The 16548-nt window shown below is 68.5% G+C and carries 13 protein-coding genes and 2 tRNA genes; 11 read left to right on the plus strand and 4 right to left on the minus strand.

The features are described from left to right. The first annotated feature begins 160 nt into the window (after positions 1-160). Entirely contained in the window at positions 161-1333 is a 1173-nt protein-coding gene (locus N4G66_RS37425) for a PP2C family protein-serine/threonine phosphatase (RefSeq protein WP_261708764.1), read from the plus strand. 62 nt (positions 1334-1395) lie between these two features. Further along, positions 1396-1851, plus strand: a complete 456-nt coding sequence (locus N4G66_RS37430) for an HD domain-containing protein (protein ID WP_261708765.1) — start codon at positions 1396-1398, stop codon at positions 1849-1851. A 140-nt stretch (positions 1852-1991) separates the two neighbouring features. Here N4G66_RS37430 and N4G66_RS37435 read toward each other — a convergent pair whose 3' ends face one another. Beyond that, positions 1992-3206: an acyltransferase family protein gene (locus N4G66_RS37435; protein WP_261708766.1), complete on the minus strand. Its 1215-nt coding sequence runs from the start codon at positions 3204-3206 to the stop codon at positions 1992-1994. A 646-nt stretch (positions 3207-3852) separates the two neighbouring features. On the opposite strand from N4G66_RS37435, the gene N4G66_RS37440 reads away from it, so the two are divergent. Both N4G66_RS37440 and N4G66_RS37445 read left to right on the plus strand, forming a co-directional pair. Continuing rightward, positions 3853-4047 (plus strand): hypothetical protein, encoded by a 195-nt coding sequence (locus tag N4G66_RS37440; protein ID WP_037618829.1) that lies wholly within the window; start codon positions 3853-3855, stop codon positions 4045-4047. A gap of 148 nt (positions 4048-4195) precedes the next feature. Further along, positions 4196-4633 carry an NUDIX domain-containing protein gene (locus tag N4G66_RS37445; protein ID WP_261708767.1) on the plus strand — a complete coding sequence of 146 codons (438 nt, stop codon included), beginning with the start codon at positions 4196-4198 and terminating at the stop codon, positions 4631-4633. A 94-nt stretch (positions 4634-4727) separates the two neighbouring features. Here the strand turns inward: N4G66_RS37445 and N4G66_RS37450 are convergent, their stop codons facing one another. Continuing rightward, the gene (locus N4G66_RS37450; RefSeq protein WP_261708768.1) at positions 4728-5261 is read right to left on the minus strand and encodes a hypothetical protein; all 534 of its coding nucleotides are present in this window, start codon (positions 5259-5261) and stop codon (positions 4728-4730) included. 273 nt (positions 5262-5534) lie between these two features. Continuing rightward, a tRNA-Gly gene (locus N4G66_RS37455) sits at positions 5535-5608 on the minus strand. A 150-nt stretch (positions 5609-5758) separates the two neighbouring features. On the opposite strand from N4G66_RS37455, the gene N4G66_RS37460 reads away from it, so the two are divergent. The 5 genes from N4G66_RS37460 (at position 5759) to clpX (ending at position 10697) form a co-directional block, all read left to right on the plus strand. Further along, positions 5759-5835 (plus strand) — tRNA-Pro (locus N4G66_RS37460). Positions 5836-6035: 200 nt separating this feature from the next. Next, the gene (tig, locus tag N4G66_RS37465) at positions 6036-7433 is read left to right on the plus strand and encodes a trigger factor (protein WP_261708769.1); all 1398 of its coding nucleotides are present in this window, start codon (positions 6036-6038) and stop codon (positions 7431-7433) included. A 414-nt stretch (positions 7434-7847) separates the two neighbouring features. Beyond that, a complete protein-coding gene (locus N4G66_RS37470; RefSeq protein ID WP_261708795.1) occupies positions 7848-8453 on the plus strand; it encodes an ATP-dependent Clp protease proteolytic subunit in 606 nt (201 codons plus the stop codon). 116 nt (positions 8454-8569) lie between these two features. Next, on the plus strand, positions 8570-9250 hold the full coding sequence (locus tag N4G66_RS37475) for an ATP-dependent Clp protease proteolytic subunit (protein ID WP_261708770.1): 681 nt from the start codon (positions 8570-8572) through the stop codon (positions 9248-9250). A 160-nt stretch (positions 9251-9410) separates the two neighbouring features. After that, complete coding sequence (gene clpX / locus N4G66_RS37480; protein ID WP_261708796.1) at positions 9411-10697, plus strand: ATP-dependent Clp protease ATP-binding subunit ClpX; 1287 nt, start codon at positions 9411-9413, stop codon at positions 10695-10697. A 175-nt stretch (positions 10698-10872) separates the two neighbouring features. Here the strand turns inward: clpX and N4G66_RS37485 are convergent, their stop codons facing one another. Further along, the gene (locus N4G66_RS37485) at positions 10873-11838 is read right to left on the minus strand and encodes a hypothetical protein (protein WP_261708771.1); all 966 of its coding nucleotides are present in this window, start codon (positions 11836-11838) and stop codon (positions 10873-10875) included. A gap of 136 nt (positions 11839-11974) precedes the next feature. On the opposite strand from N4G66_RS37485, the gene N4G66_RS37490 reads away from it, so the two are divergent. Both N4G66_RS37490 and folC read left to right on the plus strand, forming a co-directional pair. Next, positions 11975-14626, plus strand: coding sequence for a valine--tRNA ligase (locus N4G66_RS37490; RefSeq protein WP_261708772.1), 2652 nt, complete (start codon positions 11975-11977; stop codon positions 14624-14626). 344 nt (positions 14627-14970) lie between these two features. Then, positions 14971-16545 (plus strand): bifunctional tetrahydrofolate synthase/dihydrofolate synthase, encoded by a 1575-nt coding sequence (folC, locus tag N4G66_RS37495; protein WP_261708773.1) that lies wholly within the window; start codon positions 14971-14973, stop codon positions 16543-16545. Positions 16546-16548: the final 3 nt, after the last annotated feature.

Genomic DNA, 16548 nt, shown 5'->3' on the forward strand with positions numbered 1-16548 from the left:
ACCAGGGCAATGCGGTACGAGCGAGGGAATTTCGCCCGACCGCCACGGCCTCCAACCGGAACGTGCCTGTGCAGTTCTCTGTGAAGTTGAGCGCTCGGAGGGGGGACAAGTGGGACCTCCCGTGCCAAGCACCTGGTCCGATGGATAGGGTCCCGAACTAATGGCAGCAGGACGACAGCGGCGCGCGGAAGCCGATACGTTCACGGCCCGGCTGAGGAAGCAATGGCACCGGGCCCGCACAGGGCTGCGCAGATCCGCTGTCGACTACTTCCGCGGGGACGGTTCGGACTGGATCGCGCTGGCCGGTCTGCTGATCACGATCCCGGTGATCGCCTCCACGACCCTGGTGAACTCGGTGTGGTGCTCGCCCTCCGCCCTGGTCCTGCCGATCGTGGCCGGCGGACTGCTGCTCCGGCCCGCCAGCCTGCTCGGGCTGTACGCGGCCGCCGCCACCGCGCTGATAGTGGAGTCCGTGAAGCTCGGCCCGTACACGGAGGGCCCGTCCAGGGTCACCCCGGGCGTGGTTCTGGTGGTCGCGGCCTGCGGCTTCTTCGGACTGCTGATCGCACAGTTCCGCAGCCGGGTGGGTGTGCCCTGGCGACGCGGCGGCACCATGCTCTTCGACCTGCGCGAACGCATCCGGGTGCAGAGCAAGCTGCCGAAGCTGCCGCTGGGCTGGCACCGCGAGATGGCGCTGCGCCCGGCGGGCGGACAGTCCTTCTCCGGGGACTTCGTCGTGGCCGCGCGGACGAACGGCGGCCGGACCCTCGAAGTCGTCCTCACGGACGTGTCCGGCAAGGGCATGGACGCGGGTTCACGCGCCCTGCTGCTGTCCGGAGCCTTCGGCGGTCTCCTCGGCTCACTGCCGCCGCACGCCTTCCTGCCCGCCGCGAACGGCTATCTGCTGCGCCAGGACTGGGACGAGGGCTTCGCCACCTCGATCCACCTGGTGCTCGATCTCGACTCGGGCGACTACGAACTCTTCTCGGCCGGACACCCGCCGGGCCTTCAGCTCAGCGCGGGCAGCGGACGCTGGGAGGAGAAGGTGGCGGAGGGCCCCCTGCTGGGGGTGTACGACGGCGCCCAGTTCGACCCGGTGAAAGGCTCACTGCGGCCCGGGGACGTGCTGATGCTGTTCACCGACGGTCTGGTCGAAACCGCGGACCGGGACATCGTCGAGGGCATAGACCGGCTCACCGGCGCGGCCGACCGCTTTGTCGCCGGCGGGTTCCACGGTGCCGCCTGGCACCTCATCGAGGCGGTGGCCAGGGACGTCAACGACGACCGGGCCCTCCTCCTGATCTGTCGCGAGGGCCTGACCCCGGTACGCTGACCGCGCCCCACGGATTTCGGCAACGCGGCGGCAGCGGCCCGTACCGAGGAGACACTGATCGCGTGACGCAACCTCCCCTGACCCTGGCCGAAGTCGAAGCGCTCGCCCGCGCGGCGCACGCCGCCCAGACCGACAAGGCCGGCCGGCCGTACGCCGAGCACCTCCAAGCCGTGGCGGACGGCGTCCGCGAGCGCGGTGGCGACGACGACCAGATAGCGGCAGCCTGGCTGCACGACGCCGTCGAGGACGACGCCCTCTCCGAGGACTGGCTGAACGAAGCCGCGCTGACCCCTGGTACGAAGGACATCGTGCTGGCGCTCACCAAACAGGACGGCGAGTCCCCGGAGTCGTACGCACGACGCATCCGCACCACACGGGGCGCCCTGCTGGTCAAGGCGTCCGACCTGGCGCACAACGCCGACCCGGGCCGCCTCGCGGTCCTCGACGAGCACACCCGGGCCCGCCTGACGAAGAAGTACACGACGATGCGGACCCTGCTCGGGCTGCCGCCGAGCTGAACGCGGTGCCTTCCACCGTCTTCCGCCGGTGTGCACCGCCGTCCACTGTCCTCCGCGTGAGCCTGCGCCGAAGAGGGCGGACCCGGAATCTGCGGGCCCGCCCTCTTCGTGTGCCGATCGGCCGGTCATGAACCGGCCGGTTATGCGTTGGCCGGCTGCGCCTCGGCCGGCCGGGCGGCGGGTCGCACGTTGCCCTTCGCCCGCTCCCGGGCGGCTTCCGCCGGGTCCTCCTTGAACGCCCACGCCATCTTCGGCTCCATCGCGAAGCGGAAGATCCGCTGGACGGGCCGCGTGCACAGGACGGTGATGAGCGCGGCCGCGGCGACCGTCAGGACGGTCTCGCCGAGCGGATTGCGCACCCACCCTTCGTCGAACCAGCCCCCGTACGCGAACGCCTTGATGACCAAGCCGTGCAGCAGATAGCCGTACAGCGTGCCCGCGCCGAGCGCCGTGAACCAGAACGTGCGCCGCGGCACCCAGGCGAAGAAGCACGCGGTGAGCACCAGCGAGCAGCCGTAGAGCGCGAGCGTCATGACGACACCCGCCCACCAGGGGGCACCCATCTCCTGTGCGCTGTCGCGGTGGTAGAACCAGGCGATGTTCATCCGGGGCGCCGCCCAGTAGCCCACGACGAGCGCCGCGGCCAGGATCGGCACCGCCAGGACGCGCACCTCACGGCGGCGCGCCAGCTGGAAGTGCTCGGGCTTCATGGACAGGCCGAGGACGAAGAACGGCAGGTACTGCAGCACCCGTTGGAGGTCCAGATCGTCACCGATCTCCGGTGAGACGGACGCGATCAGGCCGAGGCACAGGGTGAGCGGAAGCGGCCAGCGGACCAGCTTCCACAGGGGGGTCGTGAGCCGCCAGACGAAGAGCGCGGCCAGGAACCAGGTGAGGTACCAGGGGTCGAGCAGGCTGACCGACAGGTCCGAGCCGCCGACCCAGCGGCTGAAGAGGGAGTACGCCGTCTCGAAGAGGACATACGGTACGACGACGCCGGTGACCAGCCGCTTCAGACGGTCGGGACGCATGTCGAAGCTGCGCGAGAAGTAGCCGGAGATGATGACGAAGGCCGGCATGTGGAAGGCGTACACGACCATGTACAGCGCTTCCAGGAAGCGGCTCTGGCTCTTCAGCGGATCCCACACATGACCCATGGCCACGAGCACGATCGCCAGGTACTTGGCGTTGTCGAAGAAGGCGTCGCGCTGTTTGGCGGACTTGCCGCCCGGTGCGGCGGCGACGGCCGCCGCAGGCGTCCGGGGGGAGCGAGGGCCCGGCAATCCGTCCGCGGGCCGCTCGGCCGGCGGGAGCGGCGATCCGTGGTGGCCGTGGGGTCGGGGCGAGTTGGTCACAGGCCCTCCCGCCAAGAACTCCGGGAGACGATTCTGGACCTCGCTGCGCGTATGGGGGGCGTGGCGGCGTGGAACATCTGAGGCACCTTAGCGTTGTCAGCACGTTCTCGTAAAACGCTCGAACTCATTCCTGCTTATCGTCTGCGCCTACCCCGGATTCGGAGATGTGTGCCTGTCGATCCGCAGATGGTTCCGTAATGGATTCGCTTACCGGCAGCGAGCGTTCTGTCCCGCTTCGTCGTGACTAAGCGGTGCATAGTGCCCGAAGGCGACTCCTAGGATATGTCCGGTTCGATGGACTTCGGTCGCCCGTGCTCCGTGCTCGCGTTGTGCCTGCGGCGGCGATTTGAATTACCCGCGAACAGGATGTGTGGACATGGCAACGGTCGTCGTGAATTCGCTCCCCGGGCGCCTTCTCGAATTGCGGTGCGGGGCAGTGCGGTTGACGTGTTTCCGCGGTGCCGGGGGAGGGCGGTGCGCCACTGCTCCGGTGGGGCGCCGGCTCACGCCCGGGTCCGCCGCCGGCCGACGATGCGTCACCTGTCGCATACGAGTGGCCGGTTGGTGGCACGATGGTTCTGGCGGGGGTGTGCGGGGCTGCACCTCCGGGCCGGGAGAGCGGACCGACCGTAGGGTGTGATCAGTTGTGGCCATTTCGCTGTCAGTGGTGCTGCTGTTGGCGATCATCCTCGTGGTGCTGATCCGAGGAGGATCTATCAAGGCGGGACCTGCCATCGTCGCGGTGCTCTTCGGCTTCTTTCTCGCGTCGACCGGTATGGCTCCGTCCATCAACCGGTTTCTCGATTCGATAGCGCAGACCATCAACTCGATCAGCTTCTGAACGGGACGCGGCGCAAGAGGCCCATCACCGGGCCGCGGACGCGTGCGGGATGCGCGGCGCAGTCTGCGCCGGGCACGCGTCACCGGCTCCGCGCGCCGGTCGCGCACTCCACTGCGCCCGAAACTCCGCGCTCGAAGGAGCGGTCGTCATGACGAGGGTCCGCCACAACGTCCGCGCGGTCCTGCGCGACGACGGTCATCTGGTGTTCCTGCGTCGCGAGTGGCCCGGCGGTACCCCTTACTGCACCACCGTCGGCGGCGGTGTCGAGCCGTACGACGCCGGCCTGGAGGCGGCCCTGCGCCGCGAGGTCATGGAAGAGATCGGCGCCACCATCGGCCCGGCCGTCGAGTTCCTGACCCTGACCGAACCGGGCGAGCGGACGACCGTCGTACGGCACTACTTCCGCGCCGACGTTCTGGACATGGACCCGAACCGCCGGAGCGGCCCCGAACCCGACGACCCCGACACGGGCGACTTCTCGGCCGTCCGGGTCGCACCGGAGGCGTCGGCCCTGGCGGCCCTCGGACTCCAGCCGCCCGAACTCGCCGCCCACCTGCATGAACATCTGGGGTCCTGGCGCGACTGACGACCGACGCCGGCCAACCCCTCCGCACGAACCCGGACGAGGCCCGTTTGCGGCGCCGAACAGGCGTGAGGCCCACGCTTGTTCGGCGCAGGTCTCAGCGGTAGTCCTCCGGGTGGCCCTGCATCCAGGTATTGATCCTGTCCCTCGTTCCGGTGAGCAGGGCCTGGTGCTTCTTGAGGTTCCCGAAGGATCTGTCGCCGCCCAGTTCGGCCCGCAGTTCCGCGATCCACGCGAGGGGTTCCTTGAAGTGTCCAGGGCCTTGCGGGTCGGCTTTCATCGACTCGTCGAGGCTGCTGAGCTCATCGAGCACCCGCCCCAGGAAGTACTCGCAGTTCCCCGGAGTCGTGCACCCGTCGTTGTAGGTGGCCTGAAGCCGGGCGAACACGTCGCGGACCTTCTCGACTCCCGGTGTCGGTTCCGCGGTGACTCCCGGTGTCGGTTCTGCCGTACTCGGGGCGGGCGGCTGTCCGGTCGCCGATGCCGATGCCGTAGTGCGGACATCGCCGACCGGCGACTCCACGTCGCTCGAATTCGTGCCCGGACTGCCGGAACAGGAGAGCAGCAGTGACGCCAGGGCCACGAGGAGCGTGGGGGCGCCGAGAGTGTGCCGTGCGCGCAAATTGATCATGCCGCGTACGACTCCTCAGCGAGCTCACTGGTTGCGCCGCCTGTCGGAACCGCGACGCATTTCCATCGGCGCAGGTACGCCACCGGGCGTGCAGGGGATCAAGAAAAGGAGTTCAGAAGCCCAACGGGCACGGAGCGGGCACGGAGCGGGCACGGAGCGGGCACGGAGCGGGCACGGAGCGGGCACGGAGCGGGCACGGAGGGCTGATCGGAGCCCCGGAAACGACTCAGGGCCAGGCAGAGAATCCAACCTCTGGCCTGGCCCTACGTCATATGGAGCGGGCGACGGGAATCGAACCCGCGTAGCTAGTTTGGAAGACTAGTGCTCTACCATTGAGCTACGCCCGCACAGGGTGCGCCGCAGGTCAGCGACCGCGGCACAGATGCATCGTAGCGGGTCGACAGCCCACATCGCACACCCCGTTCCCGCACGCGTCGACGCTCGCGAAATGCGGCAGCCACGCTGCCTGCGGGCATGTACCCTACGTGTCGCACCGACGGGGTGTGGCGCAGCTTGGTAGCGCGTCCGCTTTGGGAGCGGAAGGCCGTGGGTTCAAATCCCGCCACCCCGACCACCGGCACGACCCGCCAGGGATCCGCCCGGACAAGATCACCTTTTGGGGCGTGTACCGCCTGCGGTTACTATGCAAGCTGCGTGCCCGTATGTCTGCAGTGTTACGTCTCTCAAGGGCCGTGAATCCGCCCAAGGCTCTGCCCGACCGGCAGCAGCACGCAGCAGAACCCCCCAAGAAGTCAGCCACAAGGAGACCGAACCGTGAAGAGCGCCGTGGAGACCCTGAACCCGACTCGGGTTCGGCTCACTGTCGAGGTGCCCTTCGAGGAGCTCAAGGACAGCCTCGACGCGGCGTACAAGAAGATCAACCAGCAGGTCACGGTGAAGGGGTTCCGGAAGGGCAAGATCCCGGCGCGCATCATCGACCAGCGGTTCGGTCGAGGCGCCGTGCTCGAAGAGGCCGTCAATGACGCGCTCCCGAAGTTCTACACCGAAGCGGTCAACGAGGCTGAGCTGAATGTCCTCGGACAGCCTGAGGTCGACATCACCGAGCTGAAGGACGGCGAGACGCTGAACTTCACCGCCGAGGTCGACGTCCGCCCGACCATCGAGATCCCGGACTACTCCGGTATCGAGGTCGAGGTCGACGCCATCGAGGTGAGCGACGAGGACGTCGAGAAGGCCGTCGCCGACCTGCGCGAGCGCTTCGCCTCGACCTCCCCGGTCGAGCGCGCCGCCCAGGACGACGACGTCGTCACCCTCGACCTCGCGGCCAAGGTCGACGGAGAGGTCCTGGAGGACGGTGTCGCCGACGGTGTCTCGTACACCATCGGTTCCGGCGAGCTCCTCGACGGCATCGACGAGGCCGTGAAGGGCCTGGAGGCCGGTGGCGAGACCACCTTCACCTCCGAGCTCAAGGGCGGCTCCGCCGCCGGCAAGGCGGCCGAGGTCACCGTCAAGGTCACCCAGGTCGCCGCCCGTGAACTGCCCGAGCTGGACGACGAGTTCGCGCAGCTCGCCTCCGAGTTCGACACCCTCGACGAGCTCAAGGCGGACAGCCGCAAGCGCCTCGAGAACATGAAGCAGTACGACCAGGCCACGCAGGCCCAGGAGCGCGTCCTGGAGAAGCTGCTCGAGCTGGTCGAGGTGCCCGTCCCCGAGAAGCTGCTCGAGGACGAGATCAACACCCGCAAGCACAACCTCGAGCACCACCAGCTCGGCCAGATGGGCCTCGACCTCGCGAAGTACCTGGAGATCCAGGGCAAGACCGAGGAAGAGTTCGACGCCGAGACCAAGGAAGCCGCGGTCAAGGGCATCAAGACGCAGTTCGTCCTTGACGAGCTCGTCAACAAGGAGAAGCTGAACGTCAACCAGGAGGAGCTCACCGAGCACCTCATGCGACGCGCCGCCTCCTCCGGCATGTCCCCCGACCAGTTCGCCCAGGCTGTCGTCGAGGGCGGCCAGGTCCCGATGCTCGTCGGCGAGGTAGCCCGCGGCAAGGCCCTCGCGGTCGTCGTCGAGGCCGCCACGGTCAAGGACACCAACGGCGAGGTCGTCGACCTCGACGACGAGGAGGACGAGACGGCCGCGGCCGCCGACGACTCCGAGACCACCGAGGGCGCCACCGAGGCCGAGGCCGAGGACAAGCCCGAGGCCTGATCGCCTCACTTGTACGCCTGACGGGCCCCCGGGAACTTGTTCCCGGGGGCCCGTCAGCTGTTCAGGGGCGCGGGGAACTGCGCGAGCGACCCCCACTGCGCCGCAGCCGCGCTCCTGGCCCCTGGTGCCCCGACGGGTGCGGCTTTTCGAGGGTGCGCGCTGCCGACCCGCACCCGTGAAAGAGGGCGCCCGGAACCCCGGTCGAGCCAGCGCAGCGCATGCGCTCACAGCGAACAGTTCCCTCTGCGGGATTCCCCGGAGGGACCCGCGCGTTAGGGTCCATGAATACGAGGGCAGGGGAGTCTCCGGACGCCGTCGAGAGGCGGCGCGGAACCCGGGGTCCCAGGCCCTGCAGAAGACGTGAGACGGCCCGGCGCCGTCGCAAGACGAGCAGGTGGATACGTGACGAATCTGATGCCCACAGCTGCCGGCGACCCTATCGGTGGTGGCCTCGGCGACCAGGTCTACAACCGACTGCTCGGCGAGCGGATCATCTTCCTCGGCCAGGCGGTCGACGATGACATCGCCAACAAGATCACGGCGCAGCTGCTGCTCCTTGCCTCCGACCCGGACAAGGACATTTACCTTTACATCAACAGCCCCGGCGGATCGATCACGGCCGGCATGGCGATCTACGACACCATGCAGTACATCAAGAACGACGTGGTGACGATCGCCATGGGCATGGCGGCCTCGATGGGCCAGTTCCTGCTCAGCGCAGGTACCCCCGGCAAGCGCTTCGCCCTGCCGAACGCCGAGATCCTGATCCACCAGCCCTCCGCGGGTCTCGCGGGCTCCGCGTCGGACATCAAGATCCACGCCGAGCGGCTGCTGCACACCAAGAAGCGGATGGCGGAGCTGACCTCCTTCCACACCGGTCAGACCGTCGAGCAGATCACTCGTGACTCGGACCGCGACCGCTGGTTCGACCCGATCGAGGCCAAGCAGTACGGCCTCATCGACGACATCATGCCCACCGCTGCCGGAATGCCGGGCGGCGGCGGCACCGGGGCGGCGTAAGCCCCTCCAGCGCCCCCGAGAGCGGCGCAGGGCCCCTTCCCGCCCCCGGGTGGCGCCGGGCCCCCAGCGTGCTCTCAGCCGACCGCTCAGCCCTTTCAGGTTTTTCAGGAGACACAGTGAACGACTTCCCCGGCAGCGGCCTCTTCGCCCGCACGCAGGCCGAGTACACCGGTCCTCGCGCGGAGTCCCGCTACGTCATCCCGCGCTTCGTCGAGCGCACCTCGCAGGGCGTGCGTGAGTACGACCCGTACGCGAAGCTGTTCGAGGAGCGCGTGATCTTCCTCGGCGTGCAGATCGACGACGCCTCCGCCAACGACGTCATGGCGCAGCTGCTGTGCCTGGAGTCGATGGACCCCGACCGTGACATCTCGGTCTACATCAACAGCCCCGGTGGCTCGTTCACGGCCCTCACGGCCATTTACGACACGATGCAGTTCGTGAAGCCGGATGTTCAGACGGTCTGCATGGGGCAGGCCGCCTCGGCCGCCGCGATCCTGCTGGCCGCCGGAACCCCGGGCAAGCGCATGGCACTTCCGAACGCCCGTGTGCTGATCCACCAGCCGTACAGCGAGACCGGCCGCGGGCAGGTCTCGGACCTCGAGATCGCGGCGAACGAAATCCTCCGGATGCGCGCGCAGCTGGAAGACATGCTGGCCAAGCACTCGACCACGCCGATCGAGAAGATCCGCGAGGACATCGAGCGCGACAAGATCCTCACGGCCGAGGACGCCCTGGCGTACGGCCTGATCGACCAGATCATTTCCACCCGGAAAATGAACAACTCCGCGGTCGTGTGACGTATCGCTGTATCGTCTGCCGCTCCTTGGCACGGTTCACGACAAAGTGAACCGCGCCAAGGGGGGCCCGAACGAGGGGCTCGGCAAGGTACCGTCGGACATAAGGCAGCACCAGGAGCCGCTGGACCTAGGCGTCTCCCAGGCGAAGGGGAAGCACACCGTGGCACGCATCGGTGACGGCGGCGATCTGCTCAAGTGCTCGTTCTGTGGCAAGAGCCAGAAGCAGGTCAAGAAGCTCATCGCAGGCCCCGGTGTGTACATCTGCGACGAGTGCATCGATCTCTGCAACGAGATCATCGAGGAAGAACTCGCGGAGACGAGCGAGGTGCGCTGGGAGGAACTCCCCAAGCCCCGCGAGATCTACGAGTTCCTCGAGGGCTATGTGGTCGGTCAGGAGTCGGCCAAGAAGGCCCTCTCCGTCGCGGTGTACAACCACTACAAGCGCGTCCAGGCCGGTGAGAACAGCGCGGGCCAGAACCGCGAGGACGCCATCGAGTTGGCGAAGTCCAACATCCTCCTGCTGGGCCCCACGGGCTCCGGCAAGACGCTCCTCGCCCAGACCCTCGCGCGCATGCTGAACGTTCCGTTCGCCATCGCCGACGCGACGGCGCTGACGGAGGCGGGATACGTCGGCGAGGACGTCGAGAACATCCTGCTGAAGCTGATCCAGGCCGCCGACTACGACGTCAAGAAGGCCGAGACCGGGATCATCTACATCGACGAGATCGACAAGGTGGCTCGTAAGAGCGAAAACCCGTCGATCACCCGCGATGTGTCCGGCGAGGGCGTCCAGCAGGCCCTGCTCAAGATCCTCGAGGGCACGACGGCCTCGGTGCCGCCGCAGGGCGGACGCAAGCACCCGCACCAGGAGTTCATCCAGATCGACACGACGAACGTCCTGTTCATCGTGGGCGGTGCCTTCGCGGGCCTGGAGAAGCTCATCGAGTCCAGGGCCGGCGCGAAGGGCATCGGCTTCGGCGCGACGATCCGCTCGAAGCGCGAGCTGGAGTCGAAGGACCAGTTCGAGGCCGTCATGCCGGAGGACCTGGTCAAGTTCGGCATGATCCCCGAGTTCATCGGCCGTCTCCCGGTCATCACCTCGGTCCACAACCTGGACCGCGAGGCACTCCTCCAGATCCTGGTCGAGCCGCGCAACGCCTTGGTGAAGCAGTACCAGCGCCTCTTCGAACTCGACGGCGTGGAGCTGGACTTCGAGCGTGAGGCCCTGGAGGCCATCGCCGACCAGGCCATCCTCCGCCAGACCGGCGCCCGAGGCCTGCGCGCCATCATGGAGGAAGTCCTCCAGGCCGTGATGTACGAGGTCCCGTCCCGAAAGGACGTGGCCCGCGTGGTCATCACCGCCGACGTGGTCCTGCGCAACGTCAACCCGACCCTGATCCCGCGCGACGCGCGAGGCCGGGGACCGGGGGAGCAGAAGACGGCCTAGGCAACGCACTTACGACGAAGGGGCGCCTGGCGAGCAATCGCCGGGCGCCCCTTTTTTCTGTCTCGTCCGGCGGGTCCGCCTCACCCGGGCGAAGCGAACGAGCCGTGCTCGCGAAGGGGCCCGGCCTGATGGCCGGGCCCCTTCGCGTCGCGCCCGCCCGCGGGTGCGGTCGCCGTCAGACCTTCTGGCGGACGTCGTTGCGGAGCTTCGCGGCGGTCTCGGCCGCGGCCTCAGGGGTGCTGCCCTTGCCGGCCATCATGCTCGCGAAATCGATCGGCATCACAAGGCCGAGCGTGCTGTGGTCGCCCCAGATGCAGACCGGCATCGTGAACTCCTTCGGGCCGGCGGCACCCGTGCTCGACGAGTCGTTCTTGATCTTGATTTCCTGGCACTTGAGGACAGCACCGTCGAGCGCGCTCGGCGTGTACGCCTTCGGGCTGCCGACGAACTCGCCGTCCTTGGTGCCTTCCTTCTGCTGCTCCTTCTTCATGCCGGCGAACATGTTGTCGACCGTCGTCTCCGGGTCGTCGATGGTTCCCCAGACGCCGCCGAACGTGATCTGCTTCATCGCGAGCGGATTGCTCTTGTCGCCCGACTGGTACGCCGCGCTGACGTCCTTGGGGTTCTTCACACCCCAGCCCTCGGCGTCCTTCAGGTCGTCCTTGGTCATGCCGCCGTCGGCGTCGGCGGCGTCGGTGGACTTCTTGTACTCGCCGCCGAGGACCGACGCCGGCGTCGTGAGCTTGTGCGGGCCGTCGTCGGCCACGGAGCTTCCGCTGTTGCTTCCGGCGAACAGGAGGTACGCCCCCACCGCGATGGCCGCCACCACGGCGACGCCGCCGATTATCAGGCCCGTCTTCTTCTTGCCGCCGGACGGCTCGGGCGGCATCGGGACCGTGCCGTAGGGAGGCTGCTGTCCGTAGGCGGGCGGCTGGCCGTACGGAGGGGTCGGCGGCTGGGCGCCGGGAGCCTGCTGGGGATAGCCGTAGCCGGGCTGCGCGGGGGGAGCCTGGGGCGGATAGCCGTAGCCGGGCTGAGGGGCCTGCGGCTGCTGGCCGTAAGGGCCAGGCTGGCCCGGCTGACCGTACGGTCCGGGCTGCTCGGGCTGCCCGCCGTACGGGCCCGGCTGGTTGTAGCTCATTCCTGGGTTCCCCTCCAGATACTTATGTGTTCCGAACATCCTGGCGTACAGGTCACGCCCCCAAGCTCCCGGGGGCCGCACCGTTACGAAGTAATCCCGTTTCGGGACAGGGGCGTGACGCCTCTAAACTGACCCCGTGACCGAAAACGCTCAGCAGCAGCCACCAGAGCCCAACGCCGAACTGCCGACCCAGTACGCGCCGGCCGATGTAGAGGGGCCGCTGTACGAGCGCTGGGTGGAGCGCGGCTACTTCGAGGCGGACGCGAAGAGCGACAAGCCTCCGTTCACGGTCGTCATCCCGCCGCCGAACGTCACGGGCAGCCTGCACCTCGGGCACGCCTTCGAGCACACCCTCATCGACGCCCTCACCCGCCGTAAGCGCATGCAGGGTTTCGAGACGCTGTGGCAGCCCGGCATGGACCACGCCGGCATCGCCACGCAGAACGTCGTCGAGCGGGAGCTGGGCAAGGAGGGCAAGTCGCGGCACGACCTGGGCCGTGAGGCCTTCGTCGAGCGCGTCTGGCAGTGGAAGGCCGAGTCCGGCGGGCAGATCTCCGGGCAGATGCGCCGCCTCGGTGACGGTGTCGCCTGGTCGCGTGAGCGCTTCACCATGGACGAGGGCCTGTCCCAGTCCGTCCAGACCATCTTCAAGAAGCTCTACGACGACGAGCTGATCTACCGCGCCGAGCGCATCATCAACTGGTGCCCGCGCTGTCTCACCGCCATCTCGGACATCGAGGTCGAGTACCAGGACGACGACGGCGAGCTGGTCTCCATGAAGTACGGGGAGGGGGACGACTCCATCGTCGTCGCCACCACCCGTGCCGAGACCATGCTCGGTGACACCGCCGTCGCCGTTCACCCGAGCGACGAGCGGTACAAGCACCTCGTCGGCAAGCTCATCCGGCTGCCGCTGACCGAGCGTTCGATCCCGGTCGTCGCGGACGAGCACGTCGACCCCGAGTTCGGCACCGGCGCCGTCAAGGTGACGCCCGCCCACGACCCGAACGACTTCGAGATCGGGCAGCGCCACAACCTGCCCAACATCGCCGTCATGGACGAGCACGCCGTCATCACGATCCCGGGCCCCTTCCAGGGCCTGGACCGCCTGGAGGCCCGTTCAGCCATCGTCGCCGCCCTGCGCGCCGAAGGCCGGATCGTCACCGAGAAGCGGCCGTACAGCCACTCCGTGGGCCACTGTTCGCGCTGCAAGACCACCATCGAGCCGCGGCTCTCCATGCAGTGGTGGGTCAAGGTCGGTCCGCTGGCGAAGGCCGCGGGCGACGCCGTCCGCGACGGCCGCGTCAAGATCCACCCGCAGGAGATGGAGAAGCGGTACTTCGACTGGGTCGACAACCTCCACGACTGGTGCATCTCACGGCAGTTGTGGTGGGGCCACCGGATTCCGGTCTGGTACGGGCCGAACGGCGAGATCGTCTGCGTCGGCCCCGACGACGAGGCCCCGACGGGCGAGGGCTGGCACCAGGACACCGACGTCCTCGACACCTGGTTCTCCTCCGGCCTGTGGCCGTTCTCCACGCTCGGCTGGCCCGAACAGACCGAGAGCCTCGCGAAGTTCTACCCGAACTCCGTCCTGGTCACCGGCTACGACATCCTCTTCTTCTGGGTCGCCCGGATGATGATGTTCGGCCTGTACGCGATGGACGGCACCCCGCCGTTCCACACCATCGCCCTGCACGGCATGGTCCGCGACCAGTTCGGCAAGAAGATGTCCAAGTCCTTCGGGAACGCGGTCAATCCGCTGGACTGGATGGACAAGTACGGCAGTGACGCACTGCGGTTCACGCTCGCGCGCGGCGCCAACCCCGGCGTCGACGTGCCGATCGGCGAGGATTGGGTCCAGGGCTCGCGCAACTTCGCCAACAAGATCTGGAACGCCACCCGCTTCGCGCTGATGAACGGCGCGACGGTCGAGGGTGAACTCCCGCCCGCCGAGGAGCTGTCGGCCACCGACCGCTGGATCCTGTCCCGGCTGAACGCCACGGTCGCCGAAGTCGACGCCCTGTACGACGACTTCCAGTTCGCCAAGCTGTCGGACGCCCTGTTCCACTTCGCCTGGGACGAGGTCTTCGACTGGTACGTCGAGCTGTCCAAGACGACGTTCATGGCGGGCGGCGAGCCCGCGAAGGTCTCCGGCCGGGTCCTCGGCGAGGTCCTGGACGTGACGCTGCGCCTCCTGCACCCGATCGTCCCGTTCGTGACGGAGACCCTCTGGACCACCCTCACGGGCGGCGAGTCGGTCGTCATCGCGGACTGGCCGAAGGCCGTGTCCGTTCCGGGTGCCGAGGCGGCGGGCGGCTTCCGCGACACCGCCGCCGAGCAGGAGATCGAGAAGCTCCAGCAGGTCATCACGGAGGTCCGCCGCTTCCGTGCCGACCAGGGCCTCCAGCCCGGCCAGCGGGTCCCGGCCCGGCTGACCCTCGACGGGACCGCGCTGGCCCCGCACGAGGCGGCCATCCGCCAGCTCCTGCGCCTCCAGCCGGAGGGCGACAGCTTCTCGGCCACGGCGACGCTGCCGGTGGCCGGTGCCACCGTCGCGCTCGACCTGTCGGGCACGATCGACATCGCCGCGGAGCGCAAGCGTCTGGCCAAGGACCTCGCCGCCGCCGAGAAGGAGAAGGCCCAGGCGAACGGCAAGCTCGGCAACGAGGCGTTCCTCGCGAAGGCCCCGGACAACGTCGTGGAGAAGATCCGCGGACGGCTCGCCAAGGCGGACGAGGACATCGCCCGCATCCAGGAGCAGCTGAACCGGCTGCCCGAGGCGTAGCCGCTCGCCCCTGCCCAAGCGAAGGCCCCCCGGACCGTTCGGTCCGGGGGGCCTTCGGCCGTCCGGCCAGACTTTTCTCCGCCCCCTCCGCCCCCTCCGCCCCTTCCCGTCCCTGGGGGCTGCGCCCCCAGACCCCCGCTTCGGCCTGACGGCGTCGTCCTCAATCGCCGGACGGGCCAAGACTTTCCAGTGCCGGACGAGAGGGATTCAGCCCCTCCGGCGATTGAGGAGCTGGGGTCCGGGGGCAGCGCCCCCGGGAACGGGACGGGAAGGGGCGGAGGGGGCGAAAAACCCCACACGGCCCCACACGCCCCCACACCCCGCCGTCTCCGTAGACTGGCCCCGTGAGCGACCTCCCCCCGCACGACAGCAGCGCGTCCGACGACTCGGAGCGTGATCCGCTCGGTCTCTTCGAGGAGATCGTCGAGGCCGAGACCGACCTTCCCCAAGATCTCGACTCCGCTCGACCAGGGGAGACCCCAACCCCGGACCTCGCGTTGATCGAGGCCGGCAGCCGCACCCTGCGCACCCAGGGCGGCGGCGGCCCGCAGGCAGACGTACCCGGGCGTCCTTCCGACCCCGAGGTCGACAAGGCACTGCGCGAGGTGGAGGCCGAACTCGCCACCCGCTGGGGCGAGACCAAGCTGGAGCCGTCCGTCAGCAGGATCGCGGCGCTGATGGACGTCCTGGGGGAGCCGCAGCGCGCGTACCCCTCGATCCACATCACCGGCACGAACGGCAAGACCTCCACCGCCCGCATGATCGAGGCGCTGCTCGGCGCCTTCGACCTGCGGACCGGGCGCTACACCAGCCCCCATGTGCAGTCGGTCACCGAGCGGATCAGCCTGGACGGGGCGCCGGTCTCCGCCGAGCGGTTCATCGAGACGTACAACGACATCAAGCCCTACGTCGAGATGGTCGACGGGCAGCAGGAGTACCGGCTGTCCTTCTTCGAGGTGCTCACCGGCATGGCGTACGCCGCCTTCGCCGACGCGCCCGTGGACGTCGCCGTCATCGAGGTCGGCATGGGCGGCAGCTGGGACGCCACCAACGTGATCGACGGGGACGTCGCCGTCGTGACCCCCATCGATCTCGACCACACCGACCGGCTCGGTGAGACACCCGGCGAGATCGCCACCGAGAAGGCGGGCATCGTCAAGCAGGACGCCACCGTCATCCTCGCCCAGCAGCCGGTCGACGCGGCCCAGGTTCTGCTGAAGAAGGCCGTCGAGGTCAACGCGACGGTGGCCCGCGAGGGGCTCGAATTCGGTGTCGTGGCACGGCAGATCGCCGTCGGCGGGCAGCTGCTCACCCTGCGCGGCCTCGGCGGGGAGTACGAAGAGGTCTTCCTGCCGCTGCACGGCGCCTACCAGGCGCACAACGCCGCCGTGGCGCTCGCCGCGGTCGAGGCGTTCTTCGGTGTCGGCTCGGCACACACCCAGCGGCTCGACATCGACACCGTGCGCAAGGCGTTCGCGGCGGTCACCTCGCCGGGCCGCCTGGAGATCGTGCGGCGCTCGCCCACCGTCGTGCTCGACGCCGCGCACAACCCCGCGGGCGCCCGCGCGACCGCCGAGGCGGTGAGCGAGGTGTTCGACTTCAGCCGACTGATCGGGGTCGTCGGCGCGAGCGGCGACAAGAACGTCCGGGGGTTGCTCGAAGCCTTCGAGCCGATCTTCGCCGAGGTCGTCGTCACCCAGAACTCCAGCCATCGCGCGATGGACGCGGACGAACTGGCCGGGATCGCCGTCGAGGTCTTCGGCGACGACCGGGTACAGGTCGAACCGCGGCTCGACGACGCCCTGGAGGCCGCGATCACGCTCGCCGAGGAAGAGGGCGAGTTCGCGGGCGGGGGCGTGCTGGTCACCGGATCCGTCATCACGGTCGGCGAGGTCCGACTGCTTCTGGGGAAGGGCTGACTC

Source organism: Streptomyces rhizosphaerihabitans (assembly GCF_025399795.1).
Classification (GTDB): Bacteria; Actinomycetota; Actinomycetes; order Streptomycetales; family Streptomycetaceae; genus Streptomyces; species Streptomyces rhizosphaerihabitans.

What these genes read in the sequence shown, in the direction of transcription:
- N4G66_RS37425 (WP_261708764.1), top strand. Translation starts at nt 161, where the DNA reads ATGGCAGCAGGACGACAGCGGCGCGCGGAAGCCGATACGTTCACGGCC.
- N4G66_RS37445 (WP_261708767.1), top strand. Translation starts at nt 4,196, where the DNA reads ATGACGAGGGTCCGCCACAACGTCCGCGCGGTCCTGCGCGACGACGGT.
- N4G66_RS37450 (WP_261708768.1), bottom strand. Translation starts at nt 5,261, where the DNA reads ATGATCAATTTGCGCGCACGGCACACTCTCGGCGCCCCCACGCTCCTC.
- N4G66_RS37470 (WP_261708795.1), top strand. Translation starts at nt 7,848, where the DNA reads ATGCCCACAGCTGCCGGCGACCCTATCGGTGGTGGCCTCGGCGACCAG.
- N4G66_RS37485 (WP_261708771.1), bottom strand. Translation starts at nt 11,838, where the DNA reads ATGAGCTACAACCAGCCGGGCCCGTACGGCGGGCAGCCCGAGCAGCCC.